The 17,764-nt window shown below is 40.4% G+C and carries 13 protein-coding genes; 7 read left to right on the forward strand and 6 right to left on the reverse strand.

Features of this window, described 5'->3' with window-relative positions; all coding sequences use genetic code 11:
• Positions 1-12 precede the first annotated feature (12 nt).
• The 6 genes from Q1A31_RS02490 to Q1A31_RS02515 form a co-directional block, all read right to left on the reverse strand.
• Positions 13-1,920, reverse strand: a complete 1,908-nt coding sequence (locus Q1A31_RS02490; protein WP_299871855.1) for an ATP-binding cassette domain-containing protein — start codon at positions 1,918-1,920, stop codon at positions 13-15.
• A gap of 125 nt (positions 1,921-2,045) precedes the next feature.
• The gene (locus Q1A31_RS02495; RefSeq protein ID WP_299871857.1) at positions 2,046-2,594 is read right to left on the reverse strand and encodes a Sua5/YciO/YrdC/YwlC family protein; all 549 of its coding nucleotides are present in this window, start codon (positions 2,592-2,594) and stop codon (positions 2,046-2,048) included.
• A gap of 81 nt (positions 2,595-2,675) precedes the next feature.
• On the reverse strand, positions 2,676-5,372 hold the full coding sequence (gene topA, locus Q1A31_RS02500; RefSeq protein ID WP_299871860.1) for a type I DNA topoisomerase: 2,697 nt from the start codon (positions 5,370-5,372) through the stop codon (positions 2,676-2,678).
• Between the two features lie 394 nt (positions 5,373-5,766).
• Positions 5,767-6,237, reverse strand: coding sequence for a DUF494 domain-containing protein (locus Q1A31_RS02505; RefSeq protein ID WP_299871863.1), 471 nt, complete (start codon positions 6,235-6,237; stop codon positions 5,767-5,769).
• Positions 6,238-6,465: 228 nt separating this feature from the next.
• Complete coding sequence (dprA, locus tag Q1A31_RS02510) at positions 6,466-7,677, reverse strand: DNA-processing protein DprA (protein ID WP_299871865.1); 1,212 nt, start codon at positions 7,675-7,677, stop codon at positions 6,466-6,468.
• 102 nt (positions 7,678-7,779) lie between these two features.
• Positions 7,780-9,006, reverse strand: coding sequence for a LysM peptidoglycan-binding domain-containing protein (locus Q1A31_RS02515; protein WP_299871867.1), 1,227 nt, complete (start codon positions 9,004-9,006; stop codon positions 7,780-7,782).
• A gap of 147 nt (positions 9,007-9,153) precedes the next feature.
• On the opposite strand from Q1A31_RS02515, the gene def reads away from it, so the two are divergent.
• The 7 genes from def (at position 9,154) to Q1A31_RS02550 (ending at position 17,734) form a co-directional block, all read left to right on the forward strand.
• Entirely contained in the window at positions 9,154-9,663 is a 510-nt protein-coding gene (gene def / locus Q1A31_RS02520) for a peptide deformylase (protein ID WP_131907493.1), read from the forward strand.
• Positions 9,664-9,699: 36 nt separating this feature from the next.
• Positions 9,700-10,629 (forward strand): methionyl-tRNA formyltransferase, encoded by a 930-nt coding sequence (fmt, locus tag Q1A31_RS02525; protein WP_299871872.1) that lies wholly within the window; start codon positions 9,700-9,702, stop codon positions 10,627-10,629.
• Positions 10,630-10,795: 166 nt separating this feature from the next.
• A complete protein-coding gene (gene rsmB / locus Q1A31_RS02530) occupies positions 10,796-12,094 on the forward strand; it encodes a 16S rRNA (cytosine(967)-C(5))-methyltransferase RsmB (RefSeq protein ID WP_299871874.1) in 1,299 nt (432 codons plus the stop codon).
• Between the two features lie 370 nt (positions 12,095-12,464).
• Complete coding sequence (locus tag Q1A31_RS02535; protein ID WP_299871877.1) at positions 12,465-13,385, forward strand: hypothetical protein; 921 nt, start codon at positions 12,465-12,467, stop codon at positions 13,383-13,385.
• A 214-nt stretch (positions 13,386-13,599) separates the two neighbouring features.
• The gene (locus tag Q1A31_RS02540) at positions 13,600-14,172 is read left to right on the forward strand and encodes a DUF4390 domain-containing protein (protein ID WP_299871879.1); all 573 of its coding nucleotides are present in this window, start codon (positions 13,600-13,602) and stop codon (positions 14,170-14,172) included.
• Entirely contained in the window at positions 14,157-16,358 is a 2,202-nt protein-coding gene (locus tag Q1A31_RS02545) for an ATP-binding protein (RefSeq protein ID WP_299871882.1), read from the forward strand. Before Q1A31_RS02540 ends, Q1A31_RS02545 begins: the two co-directional genes overlap by 16 nt.
• On the forward strand, positions 16,358-17,734 hold the full coding sequence (locus Q1A31_RS02550; protein ID WP_299871885.1) for a sigma-54 dependent transcriptional regulator: 1,377 nt from the start codon (positions 16,358-16,360) through the stop codon (positions 17,732-17,734). The genes Q1A31_RS02545 and Q1A31_RS02550 overlap by 1 nt, the downstream gene beginning before the upstream one ends.
• The last annotated feature ends 30 nt before the right edge of the window (positions 17,735-17,764 follow it).

Raw genomic sequence — 17,764 nt, forward strand, 5'->3', positions numbered from 1 at the left:
CTACTAAAATCGCTAGGCTTCTAGTTCTTCCCAGCGATCGTATTTCTCTTTAAGTATAGTCTGAGACTGCTGTAATTCGTCAGTAATTGCGGAGACTTTTTTATGTTCTTGAGAAAAGAAATCCGGCTCACTCATCAGGACTTCTAATTCTGCGATACGATCTTCTAACTTTTCAATTTCAAGGGGCAGGTTTTTAAGTTCATGCTGCTCATTAAAGCTAAGCTTTTTAGTTTCACTGGCCTCAGATTGTGTCTCTTTAGTAGGTGCTTCAACGGGTGTTTCTTTCTTTTTCGCTGATTTTTGTGCTTTAGTAGGTGCTTTTACTGCAGGTTTTTGACGCAACCAATCATCGTAACTGCCGACGTACTCGCTGATTTGACCTTCGCCTTCAAACACATAACAACTAGTCACAAGGTTGTTAATAAACGCACGATCATGACTGACGATAAGCACTGTGCCAGTATAGTTTAGTAAGAGTTCTTCCAGTAATTCGAGTGTATCAACATCCAGGTCATTGGTAGGCTCATCGAGTACTAATACATTGGCTGGTTTGATGAAAAGTTTCGCCAGTAATAGTCTGTTTCGCTCACCACCTGAAAGTGCGTTCACGGGTGAGTTGGCACGTTCTGGCGAAAACAAGAAATCCTGTAGATAGCTGATAACGTGTTTTTCATTTCCATTAATGATGACTTTATCGGCGCCACGATCAAGGTTGTCTTTTACTGAGCGATTCTCATCAAGCTGGCTTCGAAGTTGATCGAAGTAGGCTACTTGAAGGTTTGTCCCTTCGATAAGTTTTCCAGAATCGGGTTTTAATTCACCCAATAACACTTTAAGTAAGGTTGTCTTGCCCACACCGTTTGGACCGATTAAGCCAATTTTGTCGCCACGCTGAACCAATGCAGAAAAGTCATCAATCAACACACGTCCATTCGGTAGGGTGTAATTAATATGTTCAACTTCAACTACACGCTTACCTGTTTTCTGTCCCGCATCGACTTGGATATTGACTTGTCCTTGCTGTTCTCTGCGCTCACTGCGTTCGTTACGCATTTTTTCTAATGAACGCACACGTCCTTCGTTTCTGGTACGTCGGGCTTTGATTCCCTGACGAATCCAGACTTCTTCCTGTGCCAGTTTCTTATCGAAACGCGCATTTTCTAATTCTTCAGCGTGTAAAGTTTCTTCTTTGCGACGTAAGAAGTTTTCATAATCACCCGGCCAGCTTGTTGCTTGACCACGGTCGATTTCAATAATATGTGTCGCTAAGCGTCGCAAGAAAGAGCGATCATGGGTGATGAAAACTAATGAACCATTAAAGCTGAGTAGGAATTCTTCCAGCCAGATAATCGCCTCAATATCCAGATGGTTGGTCGGCTCATCAAGGAGTAATACATCTGGCTCCTGAACTAACGCGCGTGCGAGTAATACGCGACGTTTGATACCACCAGATAATTGGCCAAAATCAACATCCGCATTTAACTCTAGTTTGGAAATAACGGTATCGATGGTATTTTGGAAATGCCAGCCATTGCAGGATTCTAATTTATGCTGGATGCGCTCAAAACGTTTCATCCAGTCTTCAGAGCCGATATCGTCCTCTTCATTCATCGCATGAAAAGCACTTAATAGTTCGCCCGTTTCAGCGAGCCCTGATGCGACGACTTCATAAACACTGCCGCTCATATCCTGAGGGACTTCTTGCTCTAACTGAGCAATGACAGCGCCTTTCTCAACGATGATTTCGCCCGAATCTGCTTTTATTTCGCGATTCAGAACTTTCATTAAGGTTGACTTGCCTGCGCCGTTTCGGCCAATCAAACAAATGCGTTCACCAGCATCGATCGTTAAGCTTAGTTGATCAAGCAGGGCAGGGCCGCCGAAGCTGACTTGGATATTTTTAAGTTGGATCAATGACATTTTGAATTAGGCTTCTTGGGTAGTTATTCTTGAAAACGCTGGTTTTTAAAGGTAGTTGTTTAAAGCTAGGTTGAAAGTTACTTATCAATAAGAACATTGTTAATAAAAACAAGCTTGATAAAAACTTAGGCTCTTATAATTTCGCCGCTGATACTATCACGTATCTCGGTTGGAGTGAGTAAATCTCCTGTTTCACCGTCAAGTATTGCATCAATTTTATTGTGAAAAACTGAATCTACCCCAGCGCTACTTCGAGCAGGTTCCTGACCGCTGAGGTTTGCGCTGGTTGAGACCAGTGCGGAATCAAGCGTTGAACATAGCTCTTGAATGATTGCCAATTTGCTAATTCTAACCGCAAGTGAGTTGAAATTACCCGTGAGCCATTTTGGCGCAGTATCTCTTGCAGGATAAATGTAAGTGGTCTGACTTGGTTGAATGAATGCTAATTGGTCTTGGTTGAGGGGCTTCAAATACTTTTCAACTTGTGAGAAATCCGAAGCAATAAGAATAAGTCCTTTGCCGACAGAGCGTTGCTTTAATTCAAGAATCTGGTTTACGGCTTGTTCGTTATCTGGATCACAACCTAGTCCATAAACCGCTTCCGTCGGATAAGCGAATACTCCGCCGTTGCGAAAAATATTGATTAATTCTTGTGGTTTCTGGGTAATTAACATGTGCAATCTTTAGAAAATGCACCCCCCCACTTATAGCCTGTTTTTTTATGAAAAAGAGCTTATAAGTGGGGGGGTGTGTTATTACTTTTTAACAGCAGCCTTCTTCTTTGGTGCGGCTTTCTTCTTGGCAGGTTTCTTTTTCGCTGCTTTTTTAGCAGGTACTTTTTCTACCCATTTACCGTCTTCAAAACGTGCTGACCATCCTGTTGCTTTACCGTCTTTATCGGTTCTAACATAATGTTCTTTGGTTTTGCGATCAAAGCGGACTGCTGCTTTATTACCGTCAGGGTCAGTTGCTGGTGCATCCGCGAGATAATAAAACTTTTCAGAAATACGATCTTTGAAACGATTTAATTCTTCAACCAAAGGTGCACGGGTTTCACGTGATTTCGGATAGGTACTAGCTGCAAGGAATAAACCTGCTGCACCGTCACGTAAAATGAAGTAAGCATCAGACTTTTCACATTCTAATTCAGGAATGTGAACGGGGTCTTCGCGTGGTGGTGCGACTTCGCCATTGCGCAGAATTTTACGGGTGTTTTTACATTCATCTTCATTGCTACACTTCATATATGGGCCGAAACGACCCGTAGTAAGGTGCATATCATGACCACATTTTTCACATTCAACCACAGGGCCTTCGTAGCCTTTTAATTTGAAAGTGCCTTTTTCGATTTCGTAACCATCACATTCCGGGTTTTCACCACACACATGTAATTTAGTGGTTTCGTCGATGAAGTAGCTGTCCATTGCTGAATCACATTTTTTACAGCGATGCTTTGCCATCAGTGCTTCAGTTTCAGCGTCTTCGTTATTTACATCGATAGACTCTTCAGCAGGTACAAGGTTAATGGTTGTTTTACAGCGTTCTTTAGGTGGAAGATTGTAACCATCACAGCCCAAGAATACACCGGTTCCCGCAGTACGGATACCCATATTACGTCCACAGGTAGGACATTTAATCTCAGTCATGACCATTTCATTGGTCTTCATTCCACCCTCTTCAGGTGGCGCACCGGCATGTTCTAAATTGACTTTAAAGTCTTTGTAGAAATTATCGAGAACGTCTTTCCATTCCAATTTGCCGTCTGCAATTTCATCCAGCTCTTTTTCCATCTCGGCTGTGAAGTCGAAATTCATTAGTTCTTCGAAACTACCTACTAGGCGTTTGGTGACGATCTCACCCATTTTCTCTGCAAAGAAGCGTCTGGAATCTACTTTAACGTAACCGCGATCTTGAATCGTTGAAATGATTGATGCGTAGGTAGATGGGCGGCCAATGCCGCACTTTTCCAGTTCTTTAACTAGCGATGCTTCCGTGTAACGTGGAGGCGGCTTAGTAAAGTGCTGTTGTGGGTCGAGCTCGACCAAGTTGAGCACATCACCCTGACTTAGATCAGGTAGATCAGGCGTATCTTTTTTGCTCAATGGCGGCAGAGCTTTTGTCCAACCCGGGAAGCGCAAGGTGCGACCCGAAGCATTTAAATAGTATTGGCCAGCTTGTACGGTCAAACGTGTTGAATCGTATTTAGCAGGCACCATTTGACAGGCAACAAACTGACGCCAGATAAGCTCGTATAGCTTTTTCGCATCATCACCCATGTCTTTTAAGTCACTCATCATGACTTTTACATCAGACGGACGAATCGCCTCATGGGCCTCTTGTGCGCCACTCTTGGCACCGTAATGATTTGGCGCTTCAGGTAGGTATTCTTTACCGTATTTTTTGCCGATGTATTCGCGCACACTTTCCAGTGCATCTTTACTCAAATTGGTTGAGTCGGTACGCATATAGGTGATGTAGCCACCTTCGTAAAGGCGTTGAGCTAAGCCCATGGTGCGTTTTACGCCATAGCCAAATCGAGTACTTGCAGCTTGCTGCAACGTTGATGTAATAAAAGGTGCTTTGGGTTTGCTGCTAGTTGCTTTGTCTTCGCGTTTAAGTAATGAATAGTCGGCATCTTTCAGTTTTGCGACGGCATCCATTGCCTGCTTTTCATTAACAGGTTTAAACGCCTCACCATTGTCTTTGGTAACTTCCATGCGCAAGGCTTCGCCAGCTTTGGTAGCAAGATCAGCATGTATGTCCCAGAATTCAACAGGGTTGAATGCATTGATTTCGTGTTCTCTATCAACGATCAAACGCACAGCAACTGACTGTACTCGACCCGCAGAAAGACCACGTCCAATTTTCGACCATAATAAAGGCGAGACCATAAATCCCACAACACGGTCTAGAAAACGTCTGGCTTGTTGAGCATTAACACGATCTACATCCAGTTTTGAAGGTTCTTTAAAGGCTTCCTGAATAGCTGTTTTGGTGATTTCATTAAACGTTACGCGCTCAAAGCGATCATCATCTCCGCCGATAACTTCTTTTAAATGCCAGGCAATGGCTTCTCCCTCTCTATCCAAATCGGTCGCGAGATAGACTTTATCGCCTTTGGCTGCCAATTTTTGTAATTCGGCAACTACCTTCTCTTTGCCTGGGAGTATTTCGTATTGAGCTTGCCAGTCATTATCAGGGTTAATTCCCATACGACGAACAAGGTTGTCATTATCGCGTTTCTTCTTAAAAGCCGCTTTTTTGACTTCACTCATACCTTTCGTCAGTTGGGCGAGTGTTGGTGCTTTTTTCTTTCCAGTTTGGCTTCCGCCGCCTTTTGGCAAGTCACGAATATGACCTACACTCGATTTCACAATGTATTCTTTGCCTAAGTATTTGTTGATGGTTTTCGCCTTTGCTGGCGACTCCACAATGACTAGTGATCTGCCCATAATACGTTATATCGTGCCTTATTAAATGTCTGTGAAATGATTAAAAATCGATATTTTAATCGGGATCTTGTTGGGAAATTGGTGGCAACAATACACTGGAATGTTCATTTTAGTAAAGGATGAAATTTTTCTAATTAGCGATTTAGTGCGAAATATAGGCATTTTTGAGAGCCTTAGATGTAATCTAAATTAAATACTATAAAGCTAAATTTAATGACAAATAAAAATCACTGAGGTTCACGATTCTTCAAAAAAGTGCTCAAAAGTAGGGGGGTGACTTTTCGTTTAAAGAGCAAAGAATTGATAGAATTTCGTTTACGTCAAAAATGAGAAATGGCCCTAAAAAGGACCATTTTTAAATCTGTTTGTATTGTTAGCAGTGTTAAATCATAAATTAATGATAAACGGGGGATTCTTCTCCAAGTGCCACGTCATCCATCCAGATGTATTCAGCTTCAGTGTCTGGCTGGTTGAGTAATAGCATCAAAATCACCCACTTAAGGCGATTAATATCAAATTCCTTATCGCCTAACGTTAAAATACGATCGACCGTGCGTTCAAACATCTCAGAACTTAGAACACCTGTCTGGCGAAGAGAGAACATATAGTTCTGACATTCCTGATCTAGCCAACGTGCTTCGTATTTTGAAAATTGACGAATTGATTGTGCTTTAGGCTCTGAAATATAAATTTTGTCATCATCAGCAAGACTTTCTAGCCAATCAAATGCTTTAGTAATTCTGGTCTTGGGGAAACCAGCATCTTTAAGTTCACCATGAAGAATATCTCTATTTTGAGCGACATCTTCAGCTTCAGCAAAGTTATCAAAAAGGTAAAAAAGTACATCCAATGTATTTTCTTTCATGTGTTTTGGGGTCTCTAATTTGCTATCAGAAAATGCTTCTTTACGGGGAGAGAAGTTTTTTTCTAAATTATCTTGTAGGTTTATACAAGATCGTATTATTAGAGGAATTTTATAGTAAATGAAGGTGAATGTCACCTGAACAAGTCTGATTGACATGGTTAAACTGACAGCTGGTTGTTATGACAGCTTGATCTTGGCTTGCTTGGCTATTCGTTAGTTATTCTTCTGTTACTTAAGCCGGGTGTAAGTTCCACCACCATTTGATGCAATCTGGTTTTGTAATTCCAGCATTAATAGAGATGCTGATAGCGAGGCCGTATCGATTCCTGTTCTGACCACTAATTGATCAATCGAGATGGGGTCGAAGCCCATTTCTTGCAAAATGATTTGTTGGTCGTCGTCTGTATGTGTATTTTGTTTCGAATCAATGGCTTGGTTTTCAGTGTTGGGTTTGCTACTTGCCGAACCTGCTCCGAACGCTTCTTTATTATCGGTAGATTTTTCATTAGCACTACTGCTTGAAACCTGTTGATCGCTTAACAGTGAGTTGAGGTCAATGACACTCGCCATTTCTTCCATAATATCTTGTGCGGTTTCCACTAGCTTTGCCCCTTGCCTGATAAGTTGATGGCAGCCGCGCGCAAGTGGGTTGTGAATGGATCCGGGAATGGCAAAAACTTCTCGATTTTGCTCCATCGACAAGCGTGCCGTAATCAATGAGCCGCTTTTCTGGGCAGCTTCAACCACAAGCGTGCCGTAACTTAACCCACTAATAATCCGGTTTCGGCGCGGGAAGTTGCTGGATGCAGGTTGTGTGCCGATCGGAAATTCGGTCACTATTGCGCCGTTATCCGCAATTTTATGTGCCATCTCTCGATGTTTGGCTGGATATACTCTATCGATGCCAGTAGCGATAACCGCTATTGTGGGTGCTTTTACTTCCAATGCTCCAGTATGCGCAGAGCCATCGATGCCCATTGCTAAGCCGCTTGTAATACAAAAGCCTGTTTGACCTAAGTGTTTGGCGAACTCATAAGCGTTGTTTGTCCCGCCTTGAGTAGGATTACGACTTCCTACGATAGCTATTTGAGGGTCTTTAAGTAATGAAAGCTGACCGTGAACATACAATAAAGGTGGTGGGTCACTGATGCGTTTTAATAACTCAGGGTACTCTTCGCATAGAATGGTAATGATATGGTGGTCATCAGCTGCATTTAGCCACTCGATATCTGGAGTGGCCATCTCTTGATCCTTTTTAGCATCAAGAATGGCATGTGCCAGTTTTTCTGAGATACCTGCCTGGGTAAGTGTAGACATATTGGATGAAAATACAGAAACGGGGTCACCAATATTGTTTAAAAGCTTTTGAAAGCTTTTTGAGCCGACTCCAGATACCCGCCATAACGCTATCCAGGATTGTAATTCATCTTCTGTTTTCATCAGGTTTTAGATTGACCAAAAATGTTAAGACATTAAAAAGGACCCAGTATAAATCATACATGGGCCCTAAATGATGTTTAATATTAAGAGTTAACAGTAATGTTATGGGTTACCTATCTTATATCCATTTTTAACTTCATGAGTTGAATGGGTAATTACCGCGTAACTAATATCGTTTAATACTTTGTAAACAATTGCTGTTGCAGAACGTGAAGGCGGTATTCCTACCTTCGCTGCTTTTACAGGCTCATAGAATTTCTTGCCTGTTTTTAAAGCGATAGGGTCATCAACCATCTTTCCTGGTGAATATACGCCTAAGGTATAACCTTCTTTAATTCCGCTTCGAGCGCCTTTGTTAATGGTGATAACTTGTGTTTGACCCGAAATCATTTCTGCATCGAATAAAGAAATAATGCTTCCGCGAACTTTGTGAGTAGGGATAATGATTGGTTTATTTAGTGTATGTGTATGATCTTCTATATACATCAGGCGATCACCACGTCTGATTTCACGTTTTGATTCTACCACTTGTGCGGTTGCCACTTCGGTATTCATAGCGAGTTTTTCAACGTTTAGGAAACCTGTGTAAACCACTTCACGCCCAAAACTTCTCTGGGTTTCAGGGTCTGAAATCACTTCACCTACATTGAAAATCGCGTATTCGCCACCCGCTTTTCTATCTTTTAGATTCTTAACGTAAACCGTTTGACCTTCTTCAATTAACAAGTTTGCATCACGTGCATCAACGATATAAGGCGCATTTTTTATGGTGTCTTCATCAACTACTTTTGGCCACACTAAAAATGGTGCCAGAGTAGATATTGGCTCACCATCGCCAGTTCGCTCAATACGCATTTGAGGAATGAGTTTCTCTACTATCGATCCGTCAGACATTTTTACATTTCTATTGCCTTGGTAAATAAATAGTACGTCACCAGGGTAGATTAGATGTGGGTTTCTTACTTTTTGGTTTTTGTCCCAAACTTCAGGCCAATAAGCCGGATTTTGCAAGAATTTGTTTGAAATCCCCCACAAAGTATCACCTTTTTTAACCACATAACGCTTAGGCGCGTTGTGTTTAAACTTAGCTTTAGTGACTATTCGTGCAATTTTAGGGCTGTAGCCTGCAGTTTTTGACTTGGCTAATGGCGCTCCGTAGTAACTATCGTAAGGGTCATGCGCATGCGAGGAGGAAGCAGCAGGTTTTGCCTGAGATGCACCTTGGTAGCCATCTAAGCCACTACAACCACTTAGTAAAGACAGAGAGAGTGCAGATACCGATAACGTTAACACTGGAAGACGCGTTAAATTTAGGAAATTAAAAGACATGAAAACCCTCTTATTTTTATTGTTTATTATTTTGGTGTCTATATGTTGTTATAAAACTATGAATTAATAATATCGTACCTCATCTATCTCATGCACTGTTTTCAGACTTACGGTATTATTAGAAAATAATTGAGATTGGACTATTTTATGGCTATTTTAGATATTTTGCGTTTTCCGGATAAGCGTTTACGCACCAAAGCAGTACCAGTGACAGAAGTGACTGATGGGATTCGAGCATTTGTTGATGATATGTTTGAAACTATGTACGAAGCGCCAGGTATCGGCCTGGCTGCAACACAGGTAAATGTACATCAACAAATAGTAGTAGTGGATGTTTCGGAAGAGAAGAATGAACCACTTTGTCTGATAAATCCGGAAATTCTGCATGGCGAAGGCGAAGAGATTTGTGAAGAAGGTTGCCTATCTGTGCCTGAATATTACGCTGAAGTAAAACGATCAGAATCTATCACGGTTAAAGCATTAGATAGAGACGGTAAGGAGTTTGAATTAAACGCTGATGGTTTATTGGCAGTTTGCATTCAACATGAATTAGATCATCTAAAAGGTAAGTTATTTGTTGATTACTTGTCTCCTTTAAAGCAGCAACGATTACGTAAGAAATTCGAAAAGCTCGCTAAACAAGCTGCCAGCGCTTAACAAATGCCCCAAAAGAACGTTAAAGAGTAATAAACATTGAAAATCGTCTATGCAGGTACGCCTGATTTTGCAGTTCCTGCGCTTCAGTCTTTAATAAGCTCTGGGCATAAGGTCGTTGCTGTCTATACCCAACCAGATCGACCCGCTGGTAGAGGCAGAAAAGTTCAGTTCGGTCCCGTAAAGCAAGTAGCGGTTGATGCTGGAATACCTGTTGAGCAACCATTGTCCTTAAAGGATGAAGATGCGCAGCAAACACTCAGTGCTTATGATGCAGATGTAATGATCGTAGCGGCTTATGGTTTGATTTTGCCGCAGGCAGTATTAGATATGCCGCGCTATGGTTGTTTGAATATCCATGGTTCACTGTTGCCTAGATGGCGCGGTGCTGCGCCTATCCACCGCGCAATTCAAACCGGTGATACGGAAACAGGCGTCACTATCATGCAGATGGCTTTGGGGCTGGATACGGGCGATATGTTACTTAAGCGCACTTGTCCAATTACCACAGAAGATACGAGCCAGACGATTCATGATCGCCTTGCCAGTGATGGTGCCGAAGCCCTACTAAAAGCTTTGGATCTCATCGAAAAAGATGAACTAGAACCTGTGATTCAAGATGATGCTTTAACGACTTATGCTGAAAAGCTCAATAAAGCGGAAGCCGAGATAGATTGGAGTCAGTCAGCGAAAGATATTGATTTAAAGATACGCGCATTTAATCCATGGCCAGTAGCTTTTACTCTATTGAATGGTAAGCCTCTTCGAATCTATATGTCGAAAGTAGTGGAAGAAAATAGCGACCAGAAACCAGGCACAGTAATCTCTGAATCTTCAGAAGGCATTGTCATTGCTACAGGGGATGGTGTTTTATCATTCTCACGTTTACAGTTGCCAGGTAAAAAAGCGATGGATGTAAAGGATTTTATCAATGGCCAATCGCTAATGGGAAATGTATTTCCCTCATAATGCGCGCCACTATAAATAGATTAAAAGATTCATCAGAGCATTCATCAAAAGATTCAATATTAAAAAAGTGCCTGAAAGTAGGGGGGTGTCATTGCTTAATGATGAGTGCTCTAATGCTTGAAAAGCGTTTAATTCACGATAGTCACTCAATAAAATCACTCTAACTATGCAGAAAAATAACAATAAGCAGGCTGTTAACCCAAGAGTTGCTGCAGCCCGAATCCTTCAATCTGTTATTTATAACGGAGAATCCTTAAGCACTGCTCTGTCTGATAATGATAGCCCAATGGTTAGCGATCTTTGTTATGGAAGTTTGCGTTGGCACGAACCATTGTCTGCGCTTATCAGCATTCTTATGAGTAAATCCTTAAAGAAGAAAGATAAGGATGTAGAGTGTTTGATCCGTGTTGGTTTGTATCAAATTATTTACCAGAAAACTCCCGACCATGCGGCTGTGGGTGAAACCGTAAGTGCGCTCAAAGGTCTGAAGAAGCCTTGGGCTAAAAATTTGGTAAATGCCGTTTTAAGGAATTTCTTACGGGGGCAAGTAAAACTTCAAAAAGAAATGCTAGCTGAAGAACCAGCCAAATATGCTTTTCCGCAATGGTTAATAGATCGTATTAGAAAAGCATGGCCCGATAATTGGGAAGAAATCTTAGAGCAGTCTAATTTACGTTCTCCAATGACGCTTAGGGTTAATCTGAATCATCAAACCCGAGATGCGTATTTGCAACAACTTAATGATGCTGAGATAGCTGCTGAGCCTTTGGAAGGCGTATCCACTGCAGTAAAGCTGACTAAACCTCAAAATGTAAAAGACCTTCCCGGTTTCTCTGAAGGGTCTTCATCAGTACAGGATGGCGCAGCGCAACTTGCTGGTATCTTGTTAGATTGCAAAGAAGGCATGCAGGTACTTGATGCGTGTGCAGCACCCGGTGGCAAAACAGGGCATATTCTTGAATCTGCTGAGAAACTGAAAGTGATCGCTATTGATAATAGTGAAACACGCATGAAACGGGTCAGTGAAAACCTTGAGCGATTGAACCTAAAAGCTAATTTAGTCGTAGCAGATGCATTGGATACTGAGGCTTATGCCAAAGATATTCTGTTTGACCGGATTTTATTGGACGCGCCTTGTTCTGCCACAGGCGTTATAAGAAGGCGCCCTGATATCAAGGTGTTACGTAGAAACAGCGATATTGCCGAGTTACAAAAACTTCAGGCGGCAATGCTTCAAGCACTCTGGGAAAAACTAAAGCCAGGTGGGCTATTTCTTTATGCTACCTGTTCAATTTTACCTGAAGAGAACGAAGATCAAATCCGCTCATTTTTAGACAATAATGCTGATGCCGAAATAGTTGTGATAGATTCTTCTGAGTCCTTGGGTAAGCAGATTTTTCCCGGGGATAATTCAATGGATGGCTTTTATTACGCCAAAATCCAGAAAACAAATAACAGCAATTAATTTAAGTACCTCTCAGCCTTTCACCGTATGGCTTTGCGCCCATAATCTATGTTTCTAGCTAATATTCATCGTTCAAATCACTTGTGCGCAATACATATATTATTTAGTATGAAATCATAATAATCAGTATTTTTTGCTGATTATTATGATTACCAAAAAAGAAATATGAACCATAAATGGCTCAACGGATTGACCTTTTATGCGTCTTCTTAGTCACTTTCTGAAGATTTTGGTGATGATAATCTTTCGGGAAAATATACATATTTCATGCCCTAAGGATAAATTTCCAAACCCCCAATTCAGTTATTGATTGAGCATATTTCTTTGCAAAACGTTTGCTCTTACTAACTTAATATTAAGGAGATTAATCATGGATCAGATTAGACAAAACGCAGTGAAAGAAATGATAGCGAGTGTCGGTGAAACTAAGTGGAACGAAAATATGGAGTTCCTCCAAGTCCTGATTTCATCTGTCAAAAATCATAAAATAAATCAACATCCAATTGTTTCTGCAATGAATGCTTGTGAATATTCATTGCAGGAAATGCAGACCATGCACATGGAATACCGTGCAATTGTGCATATCTTTACCGATGCCTTGTTGATGGCTCAGTACCAATCTAAAAAAGTAGAAAATGTAATGAAGCCGGGTAGTAAAGCCTATGCGCGCTTTTTATTGACACTAAATACTTTGGATGAATTTGGTTTTCATTACAAAATTGGCGAGCCTTGTTATTTCCAGGGTACACCTCAAAGATCTCATTTGATTCTATTTGAAGAGTTGATGACAGATATGAGCATTACCGATGAAGATAGACAGGAGTTTGTCCCTTCGCCAGTTACTCAAAAGTTAAAAGAATGCTTTTTGGCTGCGTATGATGATTATCCACTACTTCTAACACTGCTAGCCATCGCTGAAGAAATTGTCATGATATTCAGTCCAGTAATGCGTTTGAACACTGGCGCATTAGGAATTCCTGTTCAGGAAGGCTATTACCAGGTGCATGGAGTTTCAGAAGATGAGGAAAATGATGCCTGTGATGATTTTCATCAAAATGATCTTTGGTTGATTTTAGCGCAAGGTGCAGGCGGTTATGATCAGTCTGATTTATTGCAGAACTCCCTAAATTTCATTGATCTATGGGAAGACTTCTGGTCTCAGGATTTTTCTAAAAATAAAATCAAGTCCATGCAAAAAATTGCACCTCAAGAAACGGCTATTCATGAAAATATGGAAGAGCAAGTTTCAGAACAAATTTCAGAAAAAGAAAAAGAATTAGCTGTTAGTTAATCTAAAAAGCATATTCTTACAGGCTAGATCACGTATTTTGTGAACTTTTAGTCTGCTTATAGTCTTAATAAAGGTAGGTTTATGCCTACCTTTATTAACTATTATCAGCATAATGAATAGTAAAAAAGCCCCTTAAAGTAGGGGGGTGTATTAATCTTTCGATTTATATCAGCCAGCTGATTACAACGATTATCATTAGTGGTAAAATTGCAACATGTCTGGTTTTCCAAAAATATTTCTCCCTCTAATAGTAGCTATGCTTTTTGCTTTGCCATCGGGCAATGTTTTTGCTGGTGATATTGATTTCAAAGACTTTAATCTAAAAGGAACGCCTAAAAAATTCGAGGTGTCTACTCGTATAGAGTATAAATTGACTGATTATCTCAGAGATGCTTTAAAAAATGGTGTGACATTAAATACCCGGGTTCAAATTCGTTTAGGTGAACACAGTAGCTGGTGGTTTAACAAAGATATACCCATTTTAACCGTCAACTATCAACTTAAGTATCATGCTTTAAGTCGACATTATGTCTTATCTAAGATTGATACTAATGAGCATTGGAATTTTTCAAGCTTATCCGCTTCCCTTCGGAAATTAGGTGAATCAAGGCGCTATGAGTTGCCAGATATCACTGAATTTTTAAAAGATGGTGATGATGGAGAGTTTTATATTTTTGCCATCGCTGATATGGCTCCTGCTACCTTACGATTGCCGTTGCGTATCCAGTCACTATTTAACGATCAGTATCGTTTGACTAGCGAGGGCGTGTTGTGGCCCCTTCCTTAAGAACCTTCTTTTTTCAAATCTTTCCTGTTTTAGTTACTTTTTTGTTGTTAGTAACTTCTTTTATATTATTAAGCGTATCGACAAAAAACCCTGATCAATCCAGTGCAATTAATACCTGGTTAATACCATTAAATATTGCCGTGCTGGTAATATTGACGAGCTTAATACTTTATAACGTCGTTAAAGCGCTAGTTCATTTACGATCCAAAAAAGCGGGTTCGCGTTTTACGTTACGTTTGATGTACGCCTTTTCTCTGTTAACTATTTTACCTGTATTGGTTGTTTCGTATTTCTCGATGAATTTTATCGGAGACAGGGTAGATAACTGGTTTAATGTAAAAATTGAAGGGGCGTTAGACGATTCACTGGAGCTTGCTAGAAGCTCTCTTGATGTTCGTATGAGGCAGCATTTGTTTAATTTAGAAAGGGCAGGTACGGCACTTAAGCGAGTCGATACTTTAGATTATGGGTCATTTCTGGATAGACAACTAATTGCAATGGGAGCCTATGAGATTGTTTTATTCGGCAGCAATAAACGCGTACTGGTTTATAGCGGCGAAGAAATGAGCTCTTTGTTACCTCACTTTCCCACTGAGGATATCATTAGGAAACTGTCCAGTCGCGGGTATATGTACCAACTTGAGCCAGTAGGTGAGGGCGGCTTGTTTTCACGTGTGGCATTAAATATTTCACTGGGTGTTGGGAGAGAAACATTTATCTTAACCGCTTTATTTCCTTTTTCTGAAAAAGAGAGAATATTAGCCGATAGTGTTCAAGATACTTATAAACAGTATCAGGAAATCAGCTATCAGAAAGAGCTTATCAAAAGGGGATTTAGAATAACCTTATTGCTCATCATGCTGCTTTCTATTTTATTTTCAGTCTGGGCAGCGTTTATATATTCTATTCGGTTAACGAAACCGGTCAGAAGACTATTAGAAGCAACCAATGCCGTTGCTTCAGGTGATCTACAAAAAAAGTTAGATGTTGACGAGAAAGATGACTTTAGCTTATTAGCTAGATCTTTTAATGTGATGACCACAAAATTGTCCAGAGCGCAAAAGGAAAGTGCTGATAGTCAACAAGAAGTTCAAAGGCAACATGATTATTTAAACGTAGTTTTAGGAAGCCTAACCTCGGGTGTCATAACACTCGATGAAGATTTTATAATCAGAAGAATAAATCATGCCGCTGAAGAGCTTTTAGATGCTCCATTAGATAAATTCAAAGGTAAGCGTTTCAAAGCATTATGTAGTGTTACGGATGGGTTGTTGCCGTTTTATGGATCAATAATGCCTAAGTTAATGGAATCTGCTTCTAGCGATGATCCAAAAGACAAGGATTGGCAAACAGAAGTAACGCTGATGCTGGGAAATACAAAACATACTTTGGTGTGTAGAGGTGTTGTCTTACCCGAACTTATCGACGGCGCACAAGGCTATCTATTGGTTATTGATGATATCAGTGAAGTGGTGCAGGCAGAGCATGATGCTGCCTGGGGAGAGGTGGCTAGAAGGCTGGCTCATGAAATCAAAAATCCATTAACGCCTATTCGCCTCTCAGCAGAACGTTTACAACGCAGACTTAAGCCTTTATTAGATCAGGACTCTGCAGAATTACTAGAAAGAATGAGTAATACTATTGTGCATCAAGTAGATAGCATGAAAACAATGGTTGATGCATTTAGTGAGTATGCAAGAATACCAGAGCTTAAACTTAAAAAAATAAATATTAATGGTTTGATTCGAGAAGTTGTTGAACTATATAGAATTAATCAATCCAATGCGGAAATTATCCTAAAATTAGAAGGCTCACCTATACTTAACATCGATGGAGATCGTATCAGGCAGCTTTTAGTCAATTTAATAAAGAATTCGCTGGATGCTATGCATGATTTTGATGGTCATGGAGATTCAAAATTAAGCATTAGCAGTAAAGTTATAGTATCAACAAAAGGAGCAAAAGAGTTTGTTCTGGTGATTGAAGATAATGGACCTGGGATAGTTAAAGAGTTACTGCCACATTTGTTCGAACCTTATAAAACCACTAAAACCAAAGGTGGGGGATTAGGACTAGCCATAGTAAAGCGTATAATAGAAGAACATGACGGCAATGTATTAGCCAAAAATAATGAAAACGGGGGTGCAAGTTTTACCATGTACCTACCGTATGAAAAGGATAGTTGATGACAGCACAATATATTCTCGTAGTCGATGATGAGCCAGATATTCGTCAGTTAGTGAGTGAAATACTTGAAGATGAAGGGTACGAAGTTGAAACGGCTGAAAATGCCGAAGAAGCTAAAGAGCTTAGAAGAAAACGAAGGCCAGATTTGGTTTTACTTGATATCTGGATGCCAGGTCAAGACGGTATCTCTTTACTAAAAGATTGGCAAAACAGTAGCTCTCTGGTCTGTCCAGTGATTATGATGTCAGGGCACGGCACTATAGAAACAGCTGTAGAAGCAACACGTTTAGGTGCTCATGACTTTATTGAAAAGCCATTGTCGATTGCCAAGATGCTGTTGTGTATCGAGAATGCACTCCGTTCTGAACAGCTGGTTCAAGAGAACAAAGAACTACGGGATCAAATAAGCCAGCCTCAATATCCTGTGGGAAATAGCCCCATCATGGTCAAGCTTAGAGAGCAGGCAGACCGTATATCAAAACATAATAGTCTGGTTCTTATTTACGGCGAAGGTGGTGTGGGTAAAGAGGTATTTGCGCGTTATATCCATTCCCAGAGTGATAATAGTGGGCGATTATTTTTGAAGTCGACAGTTTCTCTTATCCCCAAAGATAATATGAGCAACGAACTATTTGGTTCTGAGTCTGATGATAAAATTACTTATGGGTTATTCGATCAAGCTCAGGGCGGGACATTATATCTTTCTGATATAGGAGCATTATCAAAAGATGCTCAAAAACGTTTATTAATTGCTTTACGTCAAGGTTATTTCACTCGTGTGGGTGGAGATTCACATATTCCTTTCAATGTAAAATTGATTTTCTCATCCCAGCATGATTTAAGAGACGATGTAGAAGCAGACAGTTTTGATAAAGAGCTTTATCTGGAAATCAGTGTTGTTCCATTAATGATTCCGGAACTTCGTGAGCATCCGGAAGATGTACCAGAATTGTTAAATTACTATGTAGATCAACAGATTGAACACGAAGGTTTGCCTTATCGACATTTTTCAGTGCCTGCCCAAAACTTTTTAAGGAACTATCAATGGTTAGGAAATATTCGTGAATTAAGTAATCTGGTACAACGATTATTGATTTTAGGAACCGATTCAGAAATTACGCAAGAAGAAGTTGAAGAGGCCATTGGTACTGAAATTCCTGTCTTCTCACAAGAACTTAGTCAGAATTCGGATAGTTTATTTGAGTTGCCTTTACGACAAGCTAGAGAGCAATTCGAGCATGACTATTTAGATCACCAGTTAAAGCTGGTAGAGGGTAATGTAAGCAAACTCGCTGAGTTAGTGCAAATGGAACGAACTCATTTATATCGTAAAATGCGTTCGCTGAAGATTGATCCCAAAAAATATGGAAAATAATTTGAGCACCAAGTTTTTTAGCAGTGTGTG

Source organism: uncultured Cocleimonas sp. (genome assembly GCF_947495625.1).
Taxonomy (GTDB): Bacteria; Pseudomonadota; Gammaproteobacteria; order Thiotrichales; family Thiotrichaceae; genus Cocleimonas.

Coding starts and splice junctions, on each gene's coding strand:
- rsmB (WP_299871874.1), top strand. CDS start 10,796: ATGCAGAAAAATAACAATAAGCAGGCTGTTAACCCAAGAGTTGCTGCA.
- Q1A31_RS02490 (WP_299871855.1), bottom strand. CDS start 1,920: ATGTCATTGATCCAACTTAAAAATATCCAAGTCAGCTTCGGCGGCCCT.
- Q1A31_RS02515 (WP_299871867.1), bottom strand. CDS start 9,006: ATGTCTTTTAATTTCCTAAATTTAACGCGTCTTCCAGTGTTAACGTTA.
- topA (WP_299871860.1), bottom strand. CDS start 5,372: ATGGGCAGATCACTAGTCATTGTGGAGTCGCCAGCAAAGGCGAAAACC.
- Q1A31_RS02505 (WP_299871863.1), bottom strand. CDS start 6,237: ATGAAAGAAAATACATTGGATGTACTTTTTTACCTTTTTGATAACTTT.
- def (WP_131907493.1), top strand. CDS start 9,154: ATGGCTATTTTAGATATTTTGCGTTTTCCGGATAAGCGTTTACGCACC.
- Q1A31_RS02550 (WP_299871885.1), top strand. CDS start 16,358: ATGACAGCACAATATATTCTCGTAGTCGATGATGAGCCAGATATTCGT.
- dprA (WP_299871865.1), bottom strand. CDS start 7,677: ATGAAAACAGAAGATGAATTACAATCCTGGATAGCGTTATGGCGGGTA.
- Q1A31_RS02495 (WP_299871857.1), bottom strand. CDS start 2,594: ATGTTAATTACCCAGAAACCACAAGAATTAATCAATATTTTTCGCAAC.
- Q1A31_RS02540 (WP_299871879.1), top strand. CDS start 13,600: ATGTCTGGTTTTCCAAAAATATTTCTCCCTCTAATAGTAGCTATGCTT.
- Q1A31_RS02535 (WP_299871877.1), top strand. CDS start 12,465: ATGGATCAGATTAGACAAAACGCAGTGAAAGAAATGATAGCGAGTGTC.